General features: G+C 41.3%; 19 protein-coding genes. 15 read left to right on the forward strand and 4 right to left on the reverse strand.

Going from position 1 to position 19,106, the window contains the following annotated elements:
• Window positions 1-94: 94 nt before the first annotated feature.
• The 8 genes from spoIID (at window position 95) to fabZ (ending at window position 8,219) form a co-directional block, all read left to right on the forward strand.
• A complete protein-coding gene (spoIID, locus tag CEF18_RS20500) occupies window positions 95-1,171 on the forward strand; it encodes a stage II sporulation protein D (RefSeq protein ID WP_223292412.1) in 1,077 nt (358 codons plus the stop codon).
• 128 nt (window positions 1,172-1,299) lie between these two features.
• Window positions 1,300-2,229 carry a M23 family metallopeptidase gene (locus CEF18_RS20505; protein ID WP_110938362.1) on the forward strand — a complete coding sequence of 310 codons (930 nt, stop codon included), beginning with the start codon at window positions 1,300-1,302 and terminating at the stop codon, window positions 2,227-2,229.
• A gap of 622 nt (window positions 2,230-2,851) precedes the next feature.
• Window positions 2,852-3,139 carry a sporulation transcriptional regulator SpoIIID gene (gene spoIIID, locus CEF18_RS20510; RefSeq protein ID WP_110938828.1) on the forward strand — a complete coding sequence of 96 codons (288 nt, stop codon included), beginning with the start codon at window positions 2,852-2,854 and terminating at the stop codon, window positions 3,137-3,139.
• Window positions 3,140-3,815: 676 nt separating this feature from the next.
• On the forward strand, window positions 3,816-4,820 hold the full coding sequence (mreB, locus tag CEF18_RS20515) for a rod shape-determining protein (RefSeq protein WP_110938363.1): 1,005 nt from the start codon (window positions 3,816-3,818) through the stop codon (window positions 4,818-4,820).
• A 24-nt stretch (window positions 4,821-4,844) separates the two neighbouring features.
• Complete coding sequence (locus CEF18_RS20520; protein ID WP_110938364.1) at window positions 4,845-5,669, forward strand: flagellar hook-basal body protein; 825 nt, start codon at window positions 4,845-4,847, stop codon at window positions 5,667-5,669.
• A gap of 105 nt (window positions 5,670-5,774) precedes the next feature.
• A complete protein-coding gene (locus tag CEF18_RS20525; protein ID WP_110938365.1) occupies window positions 5,775-6,605 on the forward strand; it encodes a flagellar hook-basal body protein in 831 nt (276 codons plus the stop codon).
• 48 nt (window positions 6,606-6,653) lie between these two features.
• Window positions 6,654-7,532 carry a DNA-directed RNA polymerase subunit beta gene (locus tag CEF18_RS20530; protein ID WP_223292413.1) on the forward strand — a complete coding sequence of 293 codons (879 nt, stop codon included), beginning with the start codon at window positions 6,654-6,656 and terminating at the stop codon, window positions 7,530-7,532.
• A gap of 255 nt (window positions 7,533-7,787) precedes the next feature.
• Complete coding sequence (gene fabZ, locus CEF18_RS20535) at window positions 7,788-8,219, forward strand: 3-hydroxyacyl-ACP dehydratase FabZ (RefSeq protein ID WP_110938366.1); 432 nt, start codon at window positions 7,788-7,790, stop codon at window positions 8,217-8,219.
• A 372-nt stretch (window positions 8,220-8,591) separates the two neighbouring features.
• On the opposite strand, the gene CEF18_RS20540 is transcribed toward fabZ, so the two are convergent.
• Together CEF18_RS20540 and uvsE are read right to left on the reverse strand one after the other, a co-directional pair.
• On the reverse strand, window positions 8,592-9,623 hold the full coding sequence (locus CEF18_RS20540; RefSeq protein ID WP_110938367.1) for an STAS domain-containing protein: 1,032 nt from the start codon (window positions 9,621-9,623) through the stop codon (window positions 8,592-8,594).
• A gap of 160 nt (window positions 9,624-9,783) precedes the next feature.
• The gene (uvsE, locus tag CEF18_RS20545) at window positions 9,784-10,749 is read right to left on the reverse strand and encodes a UV DNA damage repair endonuclease UvsE (RefSeq protein WP_110938368.1); all 966 of its coding nucleotides are present in this window, start codon (window positions 10,747-10,749) and stop codon (window positions 9,784-9,786) included.
• Between the two features lie 430 nt (window positions 10,750-11,179).
• Between uvsE and CEF18_RS20550 the strand changes: the two genes are divergently transcribed.
• The 5 genes from CEF18_RS20550 (at window position 11,180) to CEF18_RS20560 (ending at window position 12,879) form a co-directional block, all read left to right on the forward strand.
• Window positions 11,180-11,533, forward strand: a complete 354-nt coding sequence (locus tag CEF18_RS20550) for a hypothetical protein (RefSeq protein WP_110938369.1) — start codon at window positions 11,180-11,182, stop codon at window positions 11,531-11,533.
• Between the two features lie 80 nt (window positions 11,534-11,613).
• On the forward strand, window positions 11,614-11,931 hold the full coding sequence (locus tag CEF18_RS20555; RefSeq protein WP_110938370.1) for a hypothetical protein: 318 nt from the start codon (window positions 11,614-11,616) through the stop codon (window positions 11,929-11,931).
• A 60-nt stretch (window positions 11,932-11,991) separates the two neighbouring features.
• Complete coding sequence (locus tag CEF18_RS26120) at window positions 11,992-12,159, forward strand: hypothetical protein (protein ID WP_183040956.1); 168 nt, start codon at window positions 11,992-11,994, stop codon at window positions 12,157-12,159.
• Between the two features lie 65 nt (window positions 12,160-12,224).
• Window positions 12,225-12,368, forward strand: a complete 144-nt coding sequence (locus CEF18_RS26125; protein ID WP_183040957.1) for a hypothetical protein — start codon at window positions 12,225-12,227, stop codon at window positions 12,366-12,368.
• A gap of 304 nt (window positions 12,369-12,672) precedes the next feature.
• Entirely contained in the window at window positions 12,673-12,879 is a 207-nt protein-coding gene (locus CEF18_RS20560; protein WP_110938371.1) for a DUF108 domain-containing protein, read from the forward strand.
• Window positions 12,880-13,155: 276 nt separating this feature from the next.
• Here CEF18_RS20560 and CEF18_RS20565 read toward each other — a convergent pair whose 3' ends face one another.
• Complete coding sequence (locus CEF18_RS20565; protein ID WP_223292414.1) at window positions 13,156-13,392, reverse strand: hypothetical protein; 237 nt, start codon at window positions 13,390-13,392, stop codon at window positions 13,156-13,158.
• A 460-nt stretch (window positions 13,393-13,852) separates the two neighbouring features.
• Here CEF18_RS20565 and CEF18_RS20570 point away from each other — a divergent pair, with 460 nt between their 5' ends.
• Both CEF18_RS20570 and CEF18_RS20575 read left to right on the forward strand, forming a co-directional pair.
• On the forward strand, window positions 13,853-15,451 hold the full coding sequence (locus CEF18_RS20570; RefSeq protein ID WP_110938372.1) for a C40 family peptidase: 1,599 nt from the start codon (window positions 13,853-13,855) through the stop codon (window positions 15,449-15,451).
• A 356-nt stretch (window positions 15,452-15,807) separates the two neighbouring features.
• On the forward strand, window positions 15,808-17,532 hold the full coding sequence (locus tag CEF18_RS20575; RefSeq protein ID WP_110938373.1) for a SulP family inorganic anion transporter: 1,725 nt from the start codon (window positions 15,808-15,810) through the stop codon (window positions 17,530-17,532).
• A gap of 348 nt (window positions 17,533-17,880) precedes the next feature.
• Here the strand turns inward: CEF18_RS20575 and CEF18_RS20580 are convergent, their stop codons facing one another.
• Window positions 17,881-18,861, reverse strand: a complete 981-nt coding sequence (locus CEF18_RS20580) for a C40 family peptidase (RefSeq protein ID WP_110938831.1) — start codon at window positions 18,859-18,861, stop codon at window positions 17,881-17,883.
• Window positions 18,862-19,106 lie beyond the last annotated feature (245 nt).

The raw sequence follows: 19,106 nt of genomic DNA on the forward strand, positions 1-19,106 counted from the left end.
TTAACAGTTCTAATGATTCACTAGAGTTCATAGATATGAGATGAGAGAAAAGATGTAATAGAAGGAATAGTAGAGTGATGAAGGAGGTTATCTCGTGAAAGGGTTTCTTATGGTAGGAGTCATATTTGCATTTGCAATACTAATTGTCCCAGCACTTTTGGTAACGGGGTTTTCGGGTGGAAACGCGCTAGATTCAGCGCCAGTCAGTGTGAGGGGGAGTCAGGCAACTGTAGAAACGACGAAAGAGCAAACGGGTACAAATGATAAAAAGGAAACAAAACCTGCAACAACTTATGAACTGCCAACTGAAGCACAGACCGTTTCGGTTTTCCGTTCAACAACAGAAATGATAGAGGAAGTCCCATTGGAAGAATACATCATTGGAGTTGTCGCTTCAGAAATGCCGGCATCCTATGAGATGGAAGCGTTGAAAGCGCAAGCGCTAACGGCAAGAACGTATTATATTCGTCAAATCCTTGATGGTGCTGACCTTGAGTTACCTGAAGGGGCTGATGTGACGGATACAGTTATGCATCAAGTTTTCAAAAACGAAGCAGAACTAAAGGAGAATTGGGGAAGTGACTATGATTGGATGATGTCCCGCATTCAAAAAGCCGTTTATGATACGGAAGGCCAGATCATTACCTATGAGGAAGAACCTATTACGGCAACTTTCTTTTCAACAAGCAACGGATACACAGAGAACTCCGAAGAATACTGGCCGAATGAAATACCATACTTAAGAAGTGTTGAAAGTCCCTGGGATTTAGAATCACCACGTTATAAGGATGTGCGCGAGATATCTGCGGGGGAATTTCAAGAGCTGTTACAGGTGAATCTACCTGATGGAGAAGTGGGAGAGATAGTCTCTCGTACAACGGGTGGTAGAGTTGCAGAAGTGAAAATTGGCGATAAAACATTTACAGGCAGAGATATTCGCGATAAGTTGGAGCTTGATTCCAGTGACTTTGATTGGAGTCGAAACGGGGACACGGTTGTGATTGAGACACGTGGTTGGGGACACGGTGTTGGAATGAGTCAATTTGGCGCAGATGGTATGGCGAAAGCCGGAAATGATTATCGTGATATCATCCATTATTATTATCAGGGGGTATCTATTGTAGAGGCAGCAACCGTACTTGCACAGACTGATTTCGGAAAAAATAGTTAAGACTTTAGAAGCGAGATGGAGTCAAAAACCTTGTAAACACTGAGTTTCTAAGTGGTGAAAAAATAATTTTCTAAATAATGTATATATTCTCGGCAATCTGATCAGAATGTTGCTGAGGTGATGATTACATGAACAATCATGATGAAAAGCAAGCTTCCAAGTGGGGGCGGATGCAGGCGAAAATGAAACGTCTAGCGAAAAAACGTTGGATGTTGCCGGCATTGTATTTAGGTTTATCAGCAGTAGTGTTAACAACTTTCTTGTGGATGACATCAACAACTGATCTGACAGATGAACAACGAGACTCTGAGTTTGATATAGAGAACATCGGTGGGCATCAAGAAGAAGGCAGTCCAGAAGAATTGGCAGATGAAAACACAGGAGATCCACAAGCGGAAGAGGAAGAAGCAGTTCCTGTTGTCGCTCAAGATGAAGTTTTTGAATTACCAGTAATGGATGAAAACGAAGTTGCAGTTGTAGGTACTTTTCATGACTATGAAGCATCCGTCGAGGAACAAGAGACAGCGCTAGTCCGATATAACAACTATTTCTATCAAAACAAAGGTATTGATCTTGCTAAAGAAGACGGCGAGGCCTTTGATGTAACAGCTTCCATGAGTGGTACTATTGTGAAAGCGGAAGAAGACGCATTGTTTGGTCAAGTGGTTCACGTGGAACACGACGAAGATATTCTTTCGATCTACCAAAGTTTAGATGAATTGAAAGTAGAAGTCGGGCAAACCGTCAAGCAAGGTGACGTTCTCGGTGAAGCTGGAAGAAGCTTGTACAATCAAGATGCAGGTATTCACACACACTTTGAAATTCGGAAAGATGGTGTACCGGTGAATCCAATCGACTTTGTCGACCAAGGAATCTCGGCTCTACCAAACGTATCAGCTGAAGAAGCAGATGAACAAATCGAACCAGAATCTTTACCGGATCCAGAAGAAGATACGGAAGACTCAGGGAATGAAAAAGATTCAGAGAATGATGAAGAGCCAGCAGATAAAGAAGATCCAAAGAAAGATCCAGAAAAAGATCCAGAGCTAGATTCATAAGAGGAAAAAGAGAAACACTGAAAAGTCAATTTGGACTTTTCAGTGTTTTTTTGATCAGAGGTACTCGAATTCGCTCAAGGTGGATGCTTTCCGTGGGCAACGAACTCAGCCTTAGTTCGTTCCTGATGACTAATAATTTTTATGAAAATGTTGAGCGGGAAAGTTATGACGACACTCAGGTGCTTAATGTCAGATTGAATAGAGCTATCTCCCGTGTTTAATGACACTAGGAGCTCATTTCTCCTATGAGTGTAACTATGTGATGTCTTTAGTTACACTCAAATTCACACAGACCCGACGAGTGGAGCTTTTTCAGGTGTTTAGTGACACTCAAAGGTCGCTCTACTATGCCCAGTGTCACCAATACCTTCTCTAGTTCATTGAATTCAAGGAACCGCATTTCCAATTTATGGGGGGGCTGACCCCTTAGAGAGACCCCTTAGAGAACCCTCAGAGACCTTTCGAATTTTGAAAATGATAGGTTGTCCTTGGTGTGCTTAGACTTCCTTTGTTTTTCCATTTGTGTGATTTAGGCATATATTCCCTCCTTGTTTAATAAAATTTAACAAACCTTATAGCAACAAGAGAAGGTCGTTCGATGAGAATAAGGGAGGCGAGAGATGTGCACGATTACATCAAAGAGAGGACCATCAAGATAGGAAGGTACATCGTTGAGACAAAGAAAACTGTTCGAACGATTGCAAAAGAGTTCGGCGTGTCAAAAAGCACCGTTCATAAAGATTTAACGGAACGCTTGCCTGCAATTAACCCGGAACTGGCCAATGAAGTGAAAGGGGTTCTTGAATACCATAAGTCGATTCGGCACTTGCGGGGAGGGGAAGCTACAAAAGTAAAGTATAAGCAGCCTGCCCTGAAGGACCGAAAAGGGACCATCATGGAAACAAGATAGAAAAAGGTTAAAACGATTCCGTTATATCTTTTGAGTGCTCCAGTACCTATTCACAGGAGCACTCTCTTATTTGCGACTAGTTAGATGAACAGAAAAAAACAGGTCTCCGTTTTCGCTTGGACATCGCTTCGAGTGAAATTCATTTCCATAAAACCGACTAATGTTAAAGGCGAGTTCACTAGAGTGAAACGCTTTTTTGTGCCTAAAAGAAAGGGAATCCCAAGACAAAACAATTTTCCGCCTCATATCTCTCAAAATCCGAACTAATTTCCTATCTTTTTACAAAAAAACACAAAAAAATCAAAAGACCTATCACTTTCAGGTGACAATTTGTGATAAAATATTATAATGAGTGAAGAGACTGGAAAAAATAATCATTGACAAATGTAAAAAGCTTCTTAAAAAGGATTTAACAACGCGAAATCCGAGTACATATGCGAAACGCGTTCGTTTGAACAAAATAGTTGGATCCACCATTCATTCATGCAAGTTACTCATTGGCTGGCGAATTCAAAGGCCATCATATTCTTTCTTTAGAAGTTAAGAATTAATAAAAGACGGCTGTGCCGTTTTTCTTATAAAACAGCTTAAAATTAATACACTTATTAACAATAAAAAGCAGCGGTAATTAATCATACAAGTGAAGAACCAGTACGAATCAGGGAGGAAATCAGCAATGTTTGGAAGGGATATCGGAATTGATTTAGGAACAGCCAACGTTTTGATTCACGTGAAAGGAAGAGGAATCGTACTCGATGAACCTTCAGTGGTTGCAATTGACACACAATCCAGAAAAGTTCTTGCGGTGGGCGATGAAGCCTTTAAAATGGTCGGACGTACGCCAGGAAACATCGTCGCTATTCGTCCTTTAAGAGACGGCGTTATTGCAGACTTTGATACGACAGAAGCCATGCTCAATCACTTCTTGTCCAAAATCAAAGTAAAAGGCTGGTTTTCCAAGCCGCGCATTCTTATATGCTGCCCAACGAACATTACTTCCGTCGAGCAAAAAGCGATACGGGAAGCTGCCGAAAAAAGCGGAGGAAAAAACGTTTACCTGGAAGAAGAACCTAAAGTAGCAGCAGTTGGAGCCGGAATGGATATTTACCAGCCAAGCGGAAACATGGTTGTTGATATAGGTGGAGGGACGACCGACGTCGCAGTTTTATCGATGGGAGACATTGTGACAGCCTCCTCGATCAAAGTTGCCGGGGACCGGTTTGACGCAGACATCCTCCACTACATCAAAAAGAAATACAAACTTCTTATCGGAGAACGGACATCGGAAACAATTAAGTTCGAAGTTGGAACGGTATTTCCAGGGGCGCGTTCAGAAGAAATCGATATTCGCGGACGGGATATGGTGAGCGGACTACCGAGAACCATCAATATTAAATCCGAAGAAATTCGCCTAGCCATGGAAGAATCCGTTTCTCACATCGTCACATCAGCCAAAAATGTTTTAGAGAAAACACCACCGGAACTTTCTGCCGATATTATTGACCGCGGGATTATCATCACCGGGGGCGGAGCTTTCTTGCACGGTATTGATCAACTACTTGCAGAAGAATTAAAAGTCCCTGTTTTCATAGCAGAAGATCCAATGCACTGCGTCGCAAACGGAACGGGCATATTGCTGGAAAACCTGGATCGAATTAATAAAAACAAAATCAGAGCGTAACCACATTATAAAGAGGTGACCCAGATGTTAAGAGGATTATACGCGGCTGGAGCGGGCATGATCTCCCAGCAACGCAAACAAGAAATGCTTTCGAACAATATAGCGAACATTAATACACCGGGATACAAGGAAGATCAGGGTTCCTTGCGTACATTTCCAGACATGATGATCAAAGCTCTGGGGACCGATCACATTCAAACGACCGGATCCAACCATGTGGGTACACTTGCAACTGGCGTCTACATGCAGGAACAAACACCGAACTTCACCCAGGGTGATATACAAGAAACCGGCAACAACACGGACGTGGCGCTTCTACAGGCCCTCGTCCCAATTAACGAAGAGACCGACGAAGAAGCCATGCTCGTCTTTGAAACACAGAATGACAACGGCGATATCCGTTATACACGAAACGGTAACTTTGCCATTGACAGTCAAGGGACGCTAACTAATTCCAGTGGCCATTACATACTAGGTGTAGACGGAAACCCGATAACTGTTAATAACGAGAACATTACCATCAACAGTGAAGGCCAAATCTTCTCCGCGGAGCAAGATCTATTGGGCCAAATTAATGTCGCTGTCGTTACCGATCCTGGACAACTAGTCAAGGAAGGGGAAGGACTCTTTCGATATGATGGAGACAACGATGTCGTCACTGCCGTCGATAACGACGAGGTGACTTTTCAACTGCAACAAGGTTTCGTTGAACGGTCAAACGTAGATGCCACCCGGACAATGACAGAAATGATGACTGCCCTTCGAACATTCGAGGCGAATCAAAAAGTTTTACAAGCATATGATCAAACAATGCAGCGAACGGTGAATGATGTTGGAAAGATTGGCTAAGAAAAATCTAGTTTTTCTAGTAAAATTGGCAGCTACTCGGAAGCTGACGTTGCATTTAATAAAAGACGCTTTGCGTTTTTCTTATGAAAGGGCAGGTGAACGCACGTGAACCAATCCATGATAAATTCAGCTGTAACCATGGGTCAATTACAGCTCAAATTAGATACAACAGGGAATAACCTGGCAAATGTGAATACTACCGGTTTTAAAAGAAGTGATACAAGTTTTGCAGACTTACTTTTTCAACAAGTGAACAATCAATCGGCGGCAAATCAAGAAGTTGGTAGATTAACACCTAACGGAATTCGTGTTGGTTCTGGGGCTGCGGTGGCACAAACGGCCGTTCGTTTTGAACAAGGATCGATTAGTCAGTCAGGTCGTGAATTCGATGTGGCATTAACAGAGCCGGGCTATTTCTTTGAATTGGCTGAAACACCAGGAGGCGACCGCCAGTTCACGCGTGACGGCGCATTTTATCTAAGTCCGAATCCAAATAATAATACGCAAAACTTTCTTGTGAATTCACAAGGTGATTACGTGCTTTCAGCAGCTGGTGAACCAATTGAGCTACCTTCCAGTTACGATGACTTCCAAATTAATGAAGAAGGAGCCATTACGGTAACGCTGAATGATGGGACGTTAGTCGATGCCGGCCAACTTCAGCTTGTCAACATTACAAAACCTCAGCTATTAGCAAGTATCGGCGAAAACAACTATGTTTTACCTGACTTAGATGCACTGGACACGGATCTTGCAGATGTTCTGGAGGAAGCGGCGGGTGCGCAAGTATTCATGCAATCTGCCTTGGAAACATCAAACGTGGATTCAGCCAAAGAAATGACAGATATGATGGAAGCACAACGATCTTATCAGTTTAATTCAAAGGCTATAAGCATTACGGATCAAATGATGGGGCTTGTCACAAATCTACGATAAAGCTACAATAGATGGAGCCAAGCCGGATATGACGAGGAGTAAGTGGTCATGAGCAAACGTGAAGAAAACCATCCGAAATACAATGAAGATATGATGAAGCCATTTACATCTTATTCCTCCGAACCAAATCAGCCAGAGGAAAAAGACAGCGAAAAATCATCTTCTCAAGATCAAGAACAATCGTCTTCAGGCAACCATCAGGAAGACGACCAGGTTACCGACGAGCAAGATTCGATCATTGATGCATCTAATGCGGAGACTTCCTTCCATTCGATGCCTAATAGTGACACTGAGAAAAGTCCTAAGGTGCCCGCGGAGGATCATGCGGATGACTCCCTTGTTGACCCTTCAATTTCTGAATCGGATCAAACAGCAGACGTTGAGTTCAGTCGAGAAGCAGGTGTGCCACTGACTGCTGAAAAAGATCAGGAAATTCCGAAAGCTGATGATCAATCGGAAGTTAAAAGGGAAGGTCCAACCGAAGATTCTGATTCTGATGTTGATGGCGGTAAACCAGAACCTACTGAAGATGACGATGATGCTGATACAATCATCGCTAGTGGAGGGCTCGGCCTAGGTGCAGTAGAGGAAACGCAATCGGAATCTCCTTCAGATAATGAGAAGGATGAAGAAACGTTGAAGCAAGAAGAAAAAACGCAAGAAGAGGAAGACAGTTCGGCAGCCAACGATGGTAAAAAGCGTAAAAACAAAAAAAACAAACCAAGTGGCCGCATTCGGCTCATTCCTATTTGGTTTCGAGTGATCCTGGTCTTATTTTTAGTAATTGCTAGCGTTATATTAGGAGCAATGGTCGGCTACGGTATCATTGGACCAGGTGGCAACCCAATGGATGTTTTTGAACCAGATACCTGGTATCATATATACGATATAGTTTTTGACGGCACCGAAGCAGAACGACAAAGATAATCCCAACCATCCCATGCTGAGTTCTTACTCATCGTGGGATTTTTTTGAATCTGCGGACATAGATTTGACAATCGAATCCGCCAATCCTTGTGAATACTTCTTTTCAACCAGAATAGCGGACGGAAGCGGAACCATAAAACTCTTTCTGCCTAAGTTCCTCAATTATCATGCTATATCTTGTCTCCCTTCTCAAAAAGACGTAAACTAGAAGGAAGTTAGAAATGATAACCTGATAATAGTAGGAGGCATACAAAAATGCTAAACATTGAAGAAATAAAAGAAATCATTCCTCATCGATATCCGTTTTTACTTGTTGATCGTATTTTGGAAGTCGAAGAAGGAAAACGTGCGGTGGGTATTAAAAATGTTTCCGCGAATGAAGAATACTTTAATGGTCATTTCCCTGATTTCCCGGTGATGCCTGGCGTGTTAATCATCGAGGCTCTCGCTCAAGTTGGAGCAGTAGCGATGCTCAAAAAAGAAGAAAACCGAGGCAAATTGGCTTTCTTCGCAGGAATCGATGGATGTCGCTTTAAGGGACAAGTCAAACCTGGCGACCAATTAAAACTAGAAGTCGAAATGACCCGGGTGAGAGGCAAGATTGGCAAAGGAAAAGCAGTAGCATCTGTTGACGGAGTAACTGTAGCTGAAGCTGAGCTAATGTTTGCCCTAGCTGATAAAGAATAATAAATAACAGACGTGTAGCCGGAATCCATCCGAGCTACACTTTTTCGTATAAGGAAATTTATGGGGGGTCAGACCCCCCATAAATATGGAAACTCTAAGCAGCCGCCTAAAACAAAAAAACAACTCCAGTGATCATCACTGGAGTTGCCGTGAACAGTTGCAACGTTTCATATTAGAAGATAAAAATTTAACAAAAGCCGCAACGCGTTTTTCTTAAAAGATAATTTATATAATTGGCAGCTACCTTCACACCGCGCGTATCAAGGGAAACCCATCCTTCTTTCGAGTAGCACCTACACACACTTCGTAGGTGCTACTCGGGGCGGTGGAAGCTGACGCTGCATTTAATAAAAGACGGCTATGCCGTTTTTCTTATGGAATCTGACGGCCTTCTTGAGACAAAGCAAATAAAATAGCATGCTTCAATGTAGAAAAGCAATGAAAGTTATTATCTCTGAGTGTAAAGCCACCCTGTGTCATTTTCATACTTAGATCGGGTGAGATACCGACAAGAATTGTATCCGTACCCAGCAGCGAAGTAGTCGATGTTAACCCTTGAATCAGCGACAAGCTATGTTCATTCGCATCGCCATCTAGACCAGTCAGATCTAAAATTAAATACTTGGCTTGGAACTTAGGGAGTCTTTCCAAGGTTTTATCAAGCAGTTCATTGGCTCGATTTTCATCATACCTTCCTAATAACGGGATCACAACAATGTCATCTAACACCGGTATGATCGGAGAGGAAATTTCCTGGATTAAATCGGTTAATTCTTTCGTTCGTTCATCAACCATTTCCTCAAGCTTCAAAATATGAGCCTGCTCTTCATTGCGAGCCAAATCATGCATATTAACTGCCGGTGTCACGGAAGATGGCCCAAGTGTGTACTCATCATAGTCATCCCCCATTGCCTGAGACTTCGAGATGTTATACCAAATGTTTTCATGAAACAGACCAGACAAGACGCCAGCCCAGTGACCCGGCAAAAATAAGTTGGGTTTCTTCTTACCTTGCTTTTTAATAATTTTATTTTCCCAGCTGTCTTCTACTTGTATAACAGCAGTTTTATTTTCCAACGATACCTCTTTAATTGTCACCTTCCCCCAACCGGCAGAACCATAAATCTTAGGAAGGATATCAAATATCTCATTGATATCCGTTTGTTTATAAAAATTACTGACATCGGTACCCATTCTAAATCCAGTTGTCTCTAAAACGACATCAGCTGCTTCCTCCCCGGAAACCTCTTGAATCGTTTCTAAAAAGCTTTTCATGGCAGTATCTATCCAAAAAAGAACAACATCCTCCCCAAGATACCTAAACGTACCCTTTTCCGTTACCCACTCGAAAGGCATATCATTAACTTCTATTTTAGGTAGGTCAGTCTCTTCGTAATCTGACATAGAAAATCGCTCCTTCTGTTATTAATCGCTCAATAAGCATATAAATTCAATTATTACATAACTCCCGCAAAAAATAAAAGAAAGAGAAAAAGGGGGTCAGACCCGCCATTATTTGGAATTTTGATGAGGCTTTAATTTGCTTTCTCAGTAATGGGTGGTGTTATAGAAGCTTTACGGTGCTTTGGTTGATGATGGATACATCGCTTCGGCTTTTCATATCTTTCATTAACTGAAACAAGGCACTGTCTTTCTTTTTTGCTTCGATCATACAATCAATCTGATCAACGGAGCCTTTCACTTCCTTTAAAAAGTCAAAAAACAGCTCCGTGTCGATATATTCGTGGTGAGCCCGGTATTGGGTTTCGCTTTTAGGACTGGAAATGTGCATTTTCACAGGTAAATTTGATTGGGTCCACGTTTGGAGCACTCTATCCCAATCCTCCCGCCAATTAACTGTCCCTGGATTAGCCAGGTGATGATGGTAATCGAAAACCATCGGTACCTCTAGCTTTTCGCACAAATACAACGTATCCGATAACGTGAATTTGGTATCATCGTTCTCCAACATGACCATTGCTTGTAATTGTTGAGGGACGAGCCCCCAGTTTTCAATAAAGTTTTCTAATGCCTTTGTTTTGTCATTATAGTGTCCGCCAACATGAAGCACACACCGGTGCTTAGGATCGACTCCCATACCCATGAGAAGCTTATAGTGGTAGCGGAGTGTCCTGATCGAAGTTTGCAGAATATCTTTGTCGGCATTATTCAGAACAACGAAGTGATCCGGGTGAAAATCAACTCGGATGTGATGGCGGTTGATGATTTCTTTTATCTCTTCAAATTCAGCCTTTAACGGAGAAATATAATTCCAATTACCGATCTCAGGATGATTGACCAAAGGCACAAGCTTGGAGCTAAGGCGAAAAAAAGTAATATCATTTGCCACATTGTGTTTAAGAAGTCGTATGCAGTTTTGTAAATTAGTCTGTGCGAGCCGGGAAAGTTTTCTAATAGCGGCGTCTGTATTAGCAATCTTTTCGAACTGCGCAAAAGTCATTGTTTTCGAAGGAGATGCATTTTTAACGACAGAACTCATTGCTACATAACCTAGACGAATGATTGTCATAGAAAGTCATCCTTTTTACTTTTTCTCTTATCCTCTCCATTCCGTCATCCACTTAATTAGCCAAAACACCATTTCCAATAAATGGGGGGTCTGACCCCCAAAAATGGACCCCAAAATCCGCAAAAAAGACAATATTATTATGAAAAAGTGTGTAATTTGAATATGTATTTGAAATAATTTTTGATGACTAGATTAAAAATAGGGAGCCATGAAGTGTACTCATGAAAGTATTTTTCGTGGGAATTCGTATTTACGGAAGTAGGGGAAGAATATGGGAGATTATCAAAAAGGGCTAATTCATGTTTTAACTGATGGCTGCGGTGTAATACCCTGTAGTAGAGCCAGTCTTAATAGCAATCATCCATTGAATTTACGGTCAAGGCTCATACATCCGTAAAACAATCTCAAAAAAAATTAGGAGGAATACATCATGAAAAAAGCAATTTTAACACTCGCATCAGGAGTATTATCACTAGGAATTTTAGCAGCCTGTGGAGGCAACAACGAAGAAGACGTAAACGTAGATGTCAATGAAGGTGGCACTACAAATGAAGTTGAAACCACTGACAACAGTATGAACGAAGAAAACAGCATGGACGAAGGAATGAATGAAGAAAACAGCATGAATGAAGGAATGAAAGAAGAAAACAGTATGAACGAAGGAATGAAAGAAGAAAACAGTATGGATGAAGGAATGAATGAGGAAAAAAGTATGAACGAAGAGGAAAGCGTGGAAGAGAACAACAGCATGAATGATGAAATGGATGAAACAAACAACTCATAAGCAATAAGTGGTTAAAAATAGAAGGTATGAAATAAACAGTTAGACGAAAACTAGGTAAAACACATATAAGGAGGAAATGAATGATGAAGAAAAAATTAATGTTAACCGCAATGTCGAGTGTATTGACTTTAGGTGTGCTTGCAGCTTGTGGAGGGAATAATGAAGAAACACCAGTAAATGATGCACCAGCAAACGATACTGGTACAGAAACTAATTTAGAGGAAAACGGTACTATGAACGAAGAAGAAGGTATGCCTGAAGAAAACGGCAAGAATGAAGGAGAGAATATGCCTGAAGAGAATGGTATGGGTGAAGAAGAAGGCGCGAAGGATGAAGAACTAGGTGACGACACGAACGACGATATGGGCGAAATGCCCGATGAAAAGAATAATTCTTAATATGACAGGGAAACATTGAAATACTAAATATAATTTAATGAGAAAAGGAGGATTTCTATTTTGAAAAAGAAACTAATGTTAGTGGCAATGTCAAGCGTACTGGCACTCGGTGTTCTTGGAGCATGCGGAGATGTAGACGAAGAGCCAATCAATGATGATCCAGTGTTGGAGAACAACGTGGACAATGATATGGGCAATAACAACATGGAAGTAGAAGTAAATGAGTAATCACTAAGTTTTGATAATCGTGAATACTTTGATTCTTATCAATAAAATAGGAGGATGAGGAAATCATGAAAAAGAAATTAATGCTGACAGTTTTATCAAGTGTATTTGCACTCGGTGTACTTGGAGCATGTGGTGATGTAGAAGAGCCAGTCAACGAAGATCCAGCTATAGAGAACAATGCTGTAATAAACGATGAAGGCAATATGTAAATAACTATCAAACCCCCCTTATTTGATATATATATATTAAAGGATACGCTTTGAGCGTATCCTTTTTCGCTTAGTTTTTGAATTCGGTGCCTTTATGTTTCCAAATAACTACATTCCATAAAATACTTTATTTACATGATTTATCATAATACTGTGAGAAAGTATGGAAGACTTCCTAAAAGCTGTGGAAGATATTGCTAGTTGGATTTTTAAGAGTTAAGATAATCTTAGTTGATCAGTACCTATGAATCAACAGAGAACAATGGTCAGCACATAGATATGTATAATGAGGAGGAATTTTATTATGAAAAAGAAATTAATGCTTACTGTACTATCAAGCGTGTTAACTCTAGGTGTCTTGGCTGCATGTGGTGGCACTGAAAACGAAACTGAACTCGAAACTGATCCAGCAGTAGAAAACAATACTACTGAGGTTGAAGTAGAAGAAGAACCAGCTGCTGAAAATGCGGAACTAGAAGAAGTGCCTGCTGAAGATAACGCTGCAGAATAATAATTAAATGAAATCTACTCCCTGCCTTTATAAGGTAGGGTTTTTTTATGATAAATAGTTTTTAAAGAAGAATGAGCTGGCCAAGCGATATCGTGAGTTAGAAAGGAAATGCATCAGTCCTTAAGGAAAATGCGCTACCAATAAAGAAGGATCCCCCTATCCCTCGCCAAAAGCCTAAAAAAGCTACCTCCTGCATCAAAAAAAGCACAGAAAAAGTATCCTTCACTTTTTTCTGCGCCTTCTGCAACATCGTTCATTGCGCGCTACGAGCAATGGTTACGAGCAACCTTCACACTCATAATAAGAATCTTTCAACTCTAACACCTTCAGCAATTCAACAATTTTAATATCATCTTCCTCTGTAAACTCCATATCAGCCACACGCTCGGTAATTTTAGCCCGCGCTTTGTCTTCATTCATTTCAGCGATACTGAATTCACTTTTCACACCCGTAGAGATCACCTCATAGGCGAATAAATATCGTTTCAATCCTTTGTCAATATCTACACTCATATTCAACCCTCCATTACAATTATAATTTAAATGTATACCCTTCCCATGATAGATGAAAAGTCTATCAAAGGTAAAACAAAGAGTATCACAAAAGTACACAAAAAAAAGATACTCCTTGGGACGAGGAGTATCTTTTTCGCTGTTAAAGAGAAACCCCTTCAACAAGCATTTATCTATCAAAATGATAGGGGGGAGAGATGAAAGTGGTGGATTTCAACTCTTAGTATAAGTGTACCCAGCCCTACCGCCTTTAAAACATTTTAATTTAAAAAACTTTTAAAAAACTTTCTGAAAACTGGAATCATAAATAATTGCCCATGAAAATTCTGACATTTATATTCACTAAATAGGACAATAGAACCTACTAACCTATCGATATCTTTGATAAAATTAATTCACCATAGCGGAAATTAGGAGAATAGACTCTATTTTCGCGAAAAAACACGAGAGAGGTGAATGCATGTCTTTTTTAGAGTCGAAAATCCGTTCAACACTTTTTGTTTCCGTTGCAGCAACAGGGGTAGCATTGATCGCACCTAGCATGGCAGAAGCTTCCTTTGGAGATAACACCCTCCGACAAGGGATGGAAAACAGCGAAGTTAAACAACTGCAAGAACGCTTAATAGAAAAAGGGCATTTCAAACACCATACCGCTACAGGCTATTTCGGTGACCTGACTCGCGAAGCTGTTGTTACATTCCAAAAGGCGAATAAACTAACACAGGACGGAATTGTCGGACGACAAACATTCGGAGCATTAAGTGGCAGTACTTCCACATCCAATTCTAGTAGCTCTACCAGTAACAGTTCCTCAAACAAAGCAACTGTTAAAGCGATCAGCAACACTAAACAAGTAATGCGACAAGGAACGTCGAATAGTGATGTTACTAGTTTACAAGCTTACTTGAAAAAAGCGGGTTTTTACGAGGGTTCAACATCAGGAAAATACGGTGCTCCAACGGTACAAGCTGTTCGGAAATTTCAACAAGCACGCAGTTTAACCGTAGACGGATTAGCAGGCCCTAATACATTAGCCCGCATCAACGCGGAAATAAACAATACATCCACTACTAAAAAGAGTGACAACACTGACAATAAAGAAGCATCAAAAGACTCTAATGTATCCTCCAGCTTATCGAACGTTGTCTTAAGACAAGGATCCAGAGGAGATAAGGTACGAAGCCTGCAAACGCGTCTCAAAGACTTAGGTTTTTTATCTGGCAGTGCTGATGGTGTATACGGACCACAAACTTCCAATGCTGTAAAATCCCTTCAACGTCAGGCGAAAATTGGCGTAGACGGCATTTTTGGACCAAACACATTTAAACAATTGGAGACAATCGTGAAAAAAGACAGTAATACATCAACCGAATCCAAACCAACAGGCGGATCAAGCGGCTCAATTGAAAACAGTAAATCAAATGGATCAAATGCCTCTCATACACTTAAAGAGGGAAGCACAGGATCCAATGTTGTCGAATTGCAAAACATGCTGCGTGCTATTGGACATTTAACTGGCAGAGCAGACGGCCAATTCGGACCGCAAACAAAATCAGCTCTCGTAAAATTCCAAAAAGATTGGAAACTCGTATCAGACGGGATTGCAACAAAATCTACCTGGGACAAGCTTCAGGAAGTGTCATCGATACATAAAGAAGAATCCGGCTCTAGTGGTGGATCAGGCTCATCGAACACATCCTTCAACACAATCAATCTAGTTGCAGACGCAGGAAGCTACATCGGCGTACCGTATGTATGGGGCGGAACAACTGCCAACGGATTTGACTGTAGTGGATTCATCCAAAACGTATTCAAAAAAAATGGAGTTACCTTACCAAGAACCGTCGCATTGCAATGGAACGCGACGAAATCTGTATCCACACCAAAGGTAGGCGACATCGTTTATTTCGAAACTTACACAAAAGGACCATCACATAATGGGATATATATAGGAAATAACCAATTCATCCACAGTGGCTCTTCAACAGGCGTTACCATCACGAGTATGGATAACAGCTACTGGAAACCACGTTACTTAGGAGCCCGGCGCGCATCCTAAATAGCAGATGAAACGCAAAAAGTATCGTGCTTCAGTAGATCTATCAAGTTTAAATCGATCACATGTTACTGATTCGAACAGGCATGGTGATAACTAAAGGCTTCCGAGCCTCTAGATATCACCATGCCTTTTTTTATGAAAAGTATAGCGGCGCCTGGACGGAGGAATGCGCGAAAGAGCCCTAAAAATGAGCACCGAGCAAAGAATGCGCATCTGCATAATACAAAAACAACCAACAACCCGCTATACATTTCCACAACATTTGTTTAGTATAAGACACATAGTAAACTTTCCATAGAAAAACAAAATGACCACATACATAATCAACCAGATGCCAGAGCGAAAGGAGTGCCTCTATGAGTTTCAAAAAGCGAAGACCACTTAATCTCCAAGAAAATTATGACCGACAAGCTTTTATGAGAGACCTCGTTGCCGGTCTAACCATATTTGTCATGCTAGTCCCTCAAGGAATGGCGTATGCGATGTTAGCAGGCTTACCTCCAGTAATGGGCCTGTATGCATCAACTATCCCTTTATTCATCTATGCCCTCTTTGCTTCGTCGAGGCATTTAGCAGTCGGACCAGCCGCGATTGCATCATTATTAGTGCTATCCAGTGTATCCGCATATGCCGAGCCTGGTTCATCTGAATACATTTCACTCGTATTAATCCTGACATTTATGGTCGGTGCAGTGGAACTCTTGCTAGGACTTATAAAAGCAGGTTTCCTCGTTAAATTTATCTCGCATCCCGTCATGAACGGGTACACATCCGCAGCTGCGATTGTCATCGGTGTGAGTCAGCTGAACCATTTACTCGGTGTTGAAACGAAAAATTTTATGCAAATTCAATTTCTCATTATCGAACTGATCGAGAACATCAGCCGCACACATTTAATCACCGTAGCGATTGGACTTGGCAGTGTCATCACTCTCGTTGTTTTGAAAAAAATCAATCCGAAAATTCCGGCGGCACTTATCGTTCTCGTCTTATCGATCATCACGGTGAACACCTTTCAATTAGATCAACGTGGCGTAACTATTGTAGGTGACGTACCAAGCGGATTTCCAGCTTTGACGATTCCGAACTTGACGCCAGAAAACATGTTTACGTTATTTTTGATGGTCATAACGATTGCGCTCATCGGATTCATGGAATCACTCGCCATCTCACAGGCGATTGCGGACAAGGAAAAATATAAAGTCGATCCGAATAAAGAATTAAGAGCATTAGGATTGTCAAACATAGCAGGTTCTTTTTTCTCGGCCTATCCTGTGACAGGAAGCTTCTCTAGAAGCGCCGTTAATCATCAATCTGGTGCGGTATCACAACTATCATCAATTATTACCGCGGTATCGGTGTTACTGACGTTGCTATTATTCACCTCTTATTTTTACTATTTACCGACCGCGGCTTTAGCAGCAATTATTTTTGTCGCAATTGTAGGACTAGTTGACATAAAGACAGCAAAATACCTATTTAAAGTGAAACCTCTCGACGGTTGGGTGTGGGTCGTCACATTTTCAATTACCTTACTGATCGGGATAAAATGGGGGATTCTTGTTGGAGTGGCTTTCTCATTATTTCTCTTGTTAAAACGAAGCTCCGCACCAAAAGTAGTGGAATTAGGCTACGTTGAAGAAGACCACGAATTCCGCAATCTTAACAGAATCACGGAAGCAAAACGACTCAAAGACACGTTAATGGTGCGAATCGATTCAAGCCTTTACTTTGCAAACATCGCCCATTGCGAAAAAATAATCAGAGATCTACTTCAGAATACGTCGGATACGAAATGGATGGTCATCGACATGTCGGGGGTTAACGACATTGATACCATTTCCATCAAAGTTCTGGAGGAAATCATGGAAGAATACCAGGAAAAAGGTGTCTCGTTTCTCTATGCAAACTTAAAAGGCCAAGTGAGAGACTCTTTAACCAACGCGGACTGGGACCGGAAATACAAAGAAAAAACCTCCTACATCACCATGGACCATTTACTGGAGGACAACGACATAGGCGGCAAACGCAACACGGCCCAAACAGACATTACCCAAGACAACGATGATTACATGATTTAAGGGTTGCTTCTGGGAAAACGTAATGAAATAAGTTTTAAGAACATTCAGCCAACCCGGAGTCGCTCGACTGTCGGTGAAAAGAGCATTTAGCGACGGTTAAACTGCTTAAGAGTGCCGAGTGTCACTATCCTGGTCTTACAGTGACACTCACGAAAAAGCTCAGTCACGATTGTATCTATTCAAGCTAGATAGTGACACTCACCGCCAGAAATCAGCATGAATGTCATCAACCAACCAATCACGTCATCATTTATCACATACAAAAGCTCCGCCATCATTGGCGGAGCTTTTGTATGTAAGACGATTAACGATATATAGGAGAGGGGATAGTAGTATATTGAAAAAAGATTATAAACGACCTGCGCCAAGGTAAGAATTGCTCCAATAAGAAGTGTTCAAATTAGACACCGTAACGCCAGTAGAAGAACCGGCATGGATGAACTCATTATTACCTAAGTAAATACCAGCGTGAGATGGTCCGGAATGAGTGGTGGCAAAGAAAACGATATCGCCAACTTGCGGATTAGAAACACTCGTCGCCGCACCATGAATCGCTGATACCGTTCGAGGAATGCTCTGCCCATTTTTACTGAATGCATAATTTAAAAATCCGCTGCAATCAAATCCGGAGGGGGAAGTTCCGCCCCAGCTGTATGGAGAACCAATTTGCCCTTTAGCAGTTGAAATAACTCCACTCGCACTAGAAGAACTGCCAGAAGAATTGCTGCTAACAGATCCAGTAGAACCGGATTTAGAATTACTCTTACTAGCGCTACTAGATCCAGAAGAACTGACAGAACCGCCTAATGCATCAAACGTTTGAGGACCAGCAACGCCATCCACTGAAATCCCGGCACTACGTTGAAAAGACTGAACAGCACTGCGTGTTTGACTTCCGAAAACACCATCAACCGAACCAGCATTTGCACCACTGCTATTCAATGCTGACTGCAAAGATCGAACACCAGAACCTCGACTGCCATAACGAAGAGTTCCCGAAAAATTTACCGTAGAAGAACTCGCACTAACTGAAGAACCGCCACTATCAGAAACACCTAAAGAACGAAACGTTTGCGGACCAACAATACCATCTACTAAAATTCCCTTACTGCTCTGAAAACTTCTAACAGCCTGCTTTGTAGCTGAATCAAAGTTACCAGTGGAAGAAGAAGCGTAATGCCCTGTGTCCCGCAGCACATCCTGTAACTCCTCCACATCAGCATGATTCGAACCTGTACGCAACGTCTGATCGCCAAGAGCCGCACCTGACACCGCTGGAAAAATTAATACCGAACTAGCCAAAACAACACTCATAAGCCCTTTTTTCATAAAATTAAACTCTCCCCTTATTACCAATTTGTAAAAAACCTCCTAGAAAAATAGTTCTTTTCAATACAAGGCTTAGTTTATATGGAAAATATGGAAGGGACAATAGATTTTTCCAAACTGTAATGATATCTAACCTCCCTGTAAAACTTGTAACATAAAAGTAATTTAATCCAAGCTCAAAGTCCTATACAGCAAAAATCTAATAGACCTAGTATGTTGTTTTTAGAAGTTTCTTTAAAGATGCG

Origin of the sequence: Salipaludibacillus neizhouensis, from assembly GCF_002886185.1 — a bacterium.
Lineage (GTDB): Bacteria > Bacillota > Bacilli > Bacillales > Salisediminibacteriaceae > Salipaludibacillus > Salipaludibacillus neizhouensis.

Coding starts and splice junctions, on each gene's coding strand:
- CEF18_RS20505 (WP_110938362.1), top strand. CDS start 1,300: ATGAACAATCATGATGAAAAGCAAGCTTCCAAGTGGGGGCGGATGCAG.
- mreB (WP_110938363.1), top strand. CDS start 3,816: ATGTTTGGAAGGGATATCGGAATTGATTTAGGAACAGCCAACGTTTTG.
- CEF18_RS20520 (WP_110938364.1), top strand. CDS start 4,845: ATGTTAAGAGGATTATACGCGGCTGGAGCGGGCATGATCTCCCAGCAA.
- CEF18_RS20530 (WP_223292413.1), top strand. CDS start 6,654: ATGAGCAAACGTGAAGAAAACCATCCGAAATACAATGAAGATATGATG.
- fabZ (WP_110938366.1), top strand. CDS start 7,788: ATGCTAAACATTGAAGAAATAAAAGAAATCATTCCTCATCGATATCCG.
- CEF18_RS20540 (WP_110938367.1), bottom strand. CDS start 9,623: ATGTCAGATTACGAAGAGACTGACCTACCTAAAATAGAAGTTAATGAT.
- uvsE (WP_110938368.1), bottom strand. CDS start 10,749: ATGACAATCATTCGTCTAGGTTATGTAGCAATGAGTTCTGTCGTTAAA.
- CEF18_RS20550 (WP_110938369.1), top strand. CDS start 11,180: ATGAAAAAAGCAATTTTAACACTCGCATCAGGAGTATTATCACTAGGA.
- CEF18_RS20555 (WP_110938370.1), top strand. CDS start 11,614: ATGATGAAGAAAAAATTAATGTTAACCGCAATGTCGAGTGTATTGACT.
- CEF18_RS26125 (WP_183040957.1), top strand. CDS start 12,225: ATGAAAAAGAAATTAATGCTGACAGTTTTATCAAGTGTATTTGCACTC.
- CEF18_RS20560 (WP_110938371.1), top strand. CDS start 12,673: ATGAAAAAGAAATTAATGCTTACTGTACTATCAAGCGTGTTAACTCTA.
- CEF18_RS20565 (WP_223292414.1), bottom strand. CDS start 13,392: ATGAGTGTAGATATTGACAAAGGATTGAAACGATATTTATTCGCCTAT.
- CEF18_RS20570 (WP_110938372.1), top strand. CDS start 13,853: ATGTCTTTTTTAGAGTCGAAAATCCGTTCAACACTTTTTGTTTCCGTT.
- CEF18_RS20575 (WP_110938373.1), top strand. CDS start 15,808: ATGAGTTTCAAAAAGCGAAGACCACTTAATCTCCAAGAAAATTATGAC.
- CEF18_RS20580 (WP_110938831.1), bottom strand. CDS start 18,861: ATGAAAAAAGGGCTTATGAGTGTTGTTTTGGCTAGTTCGGTATTAATT.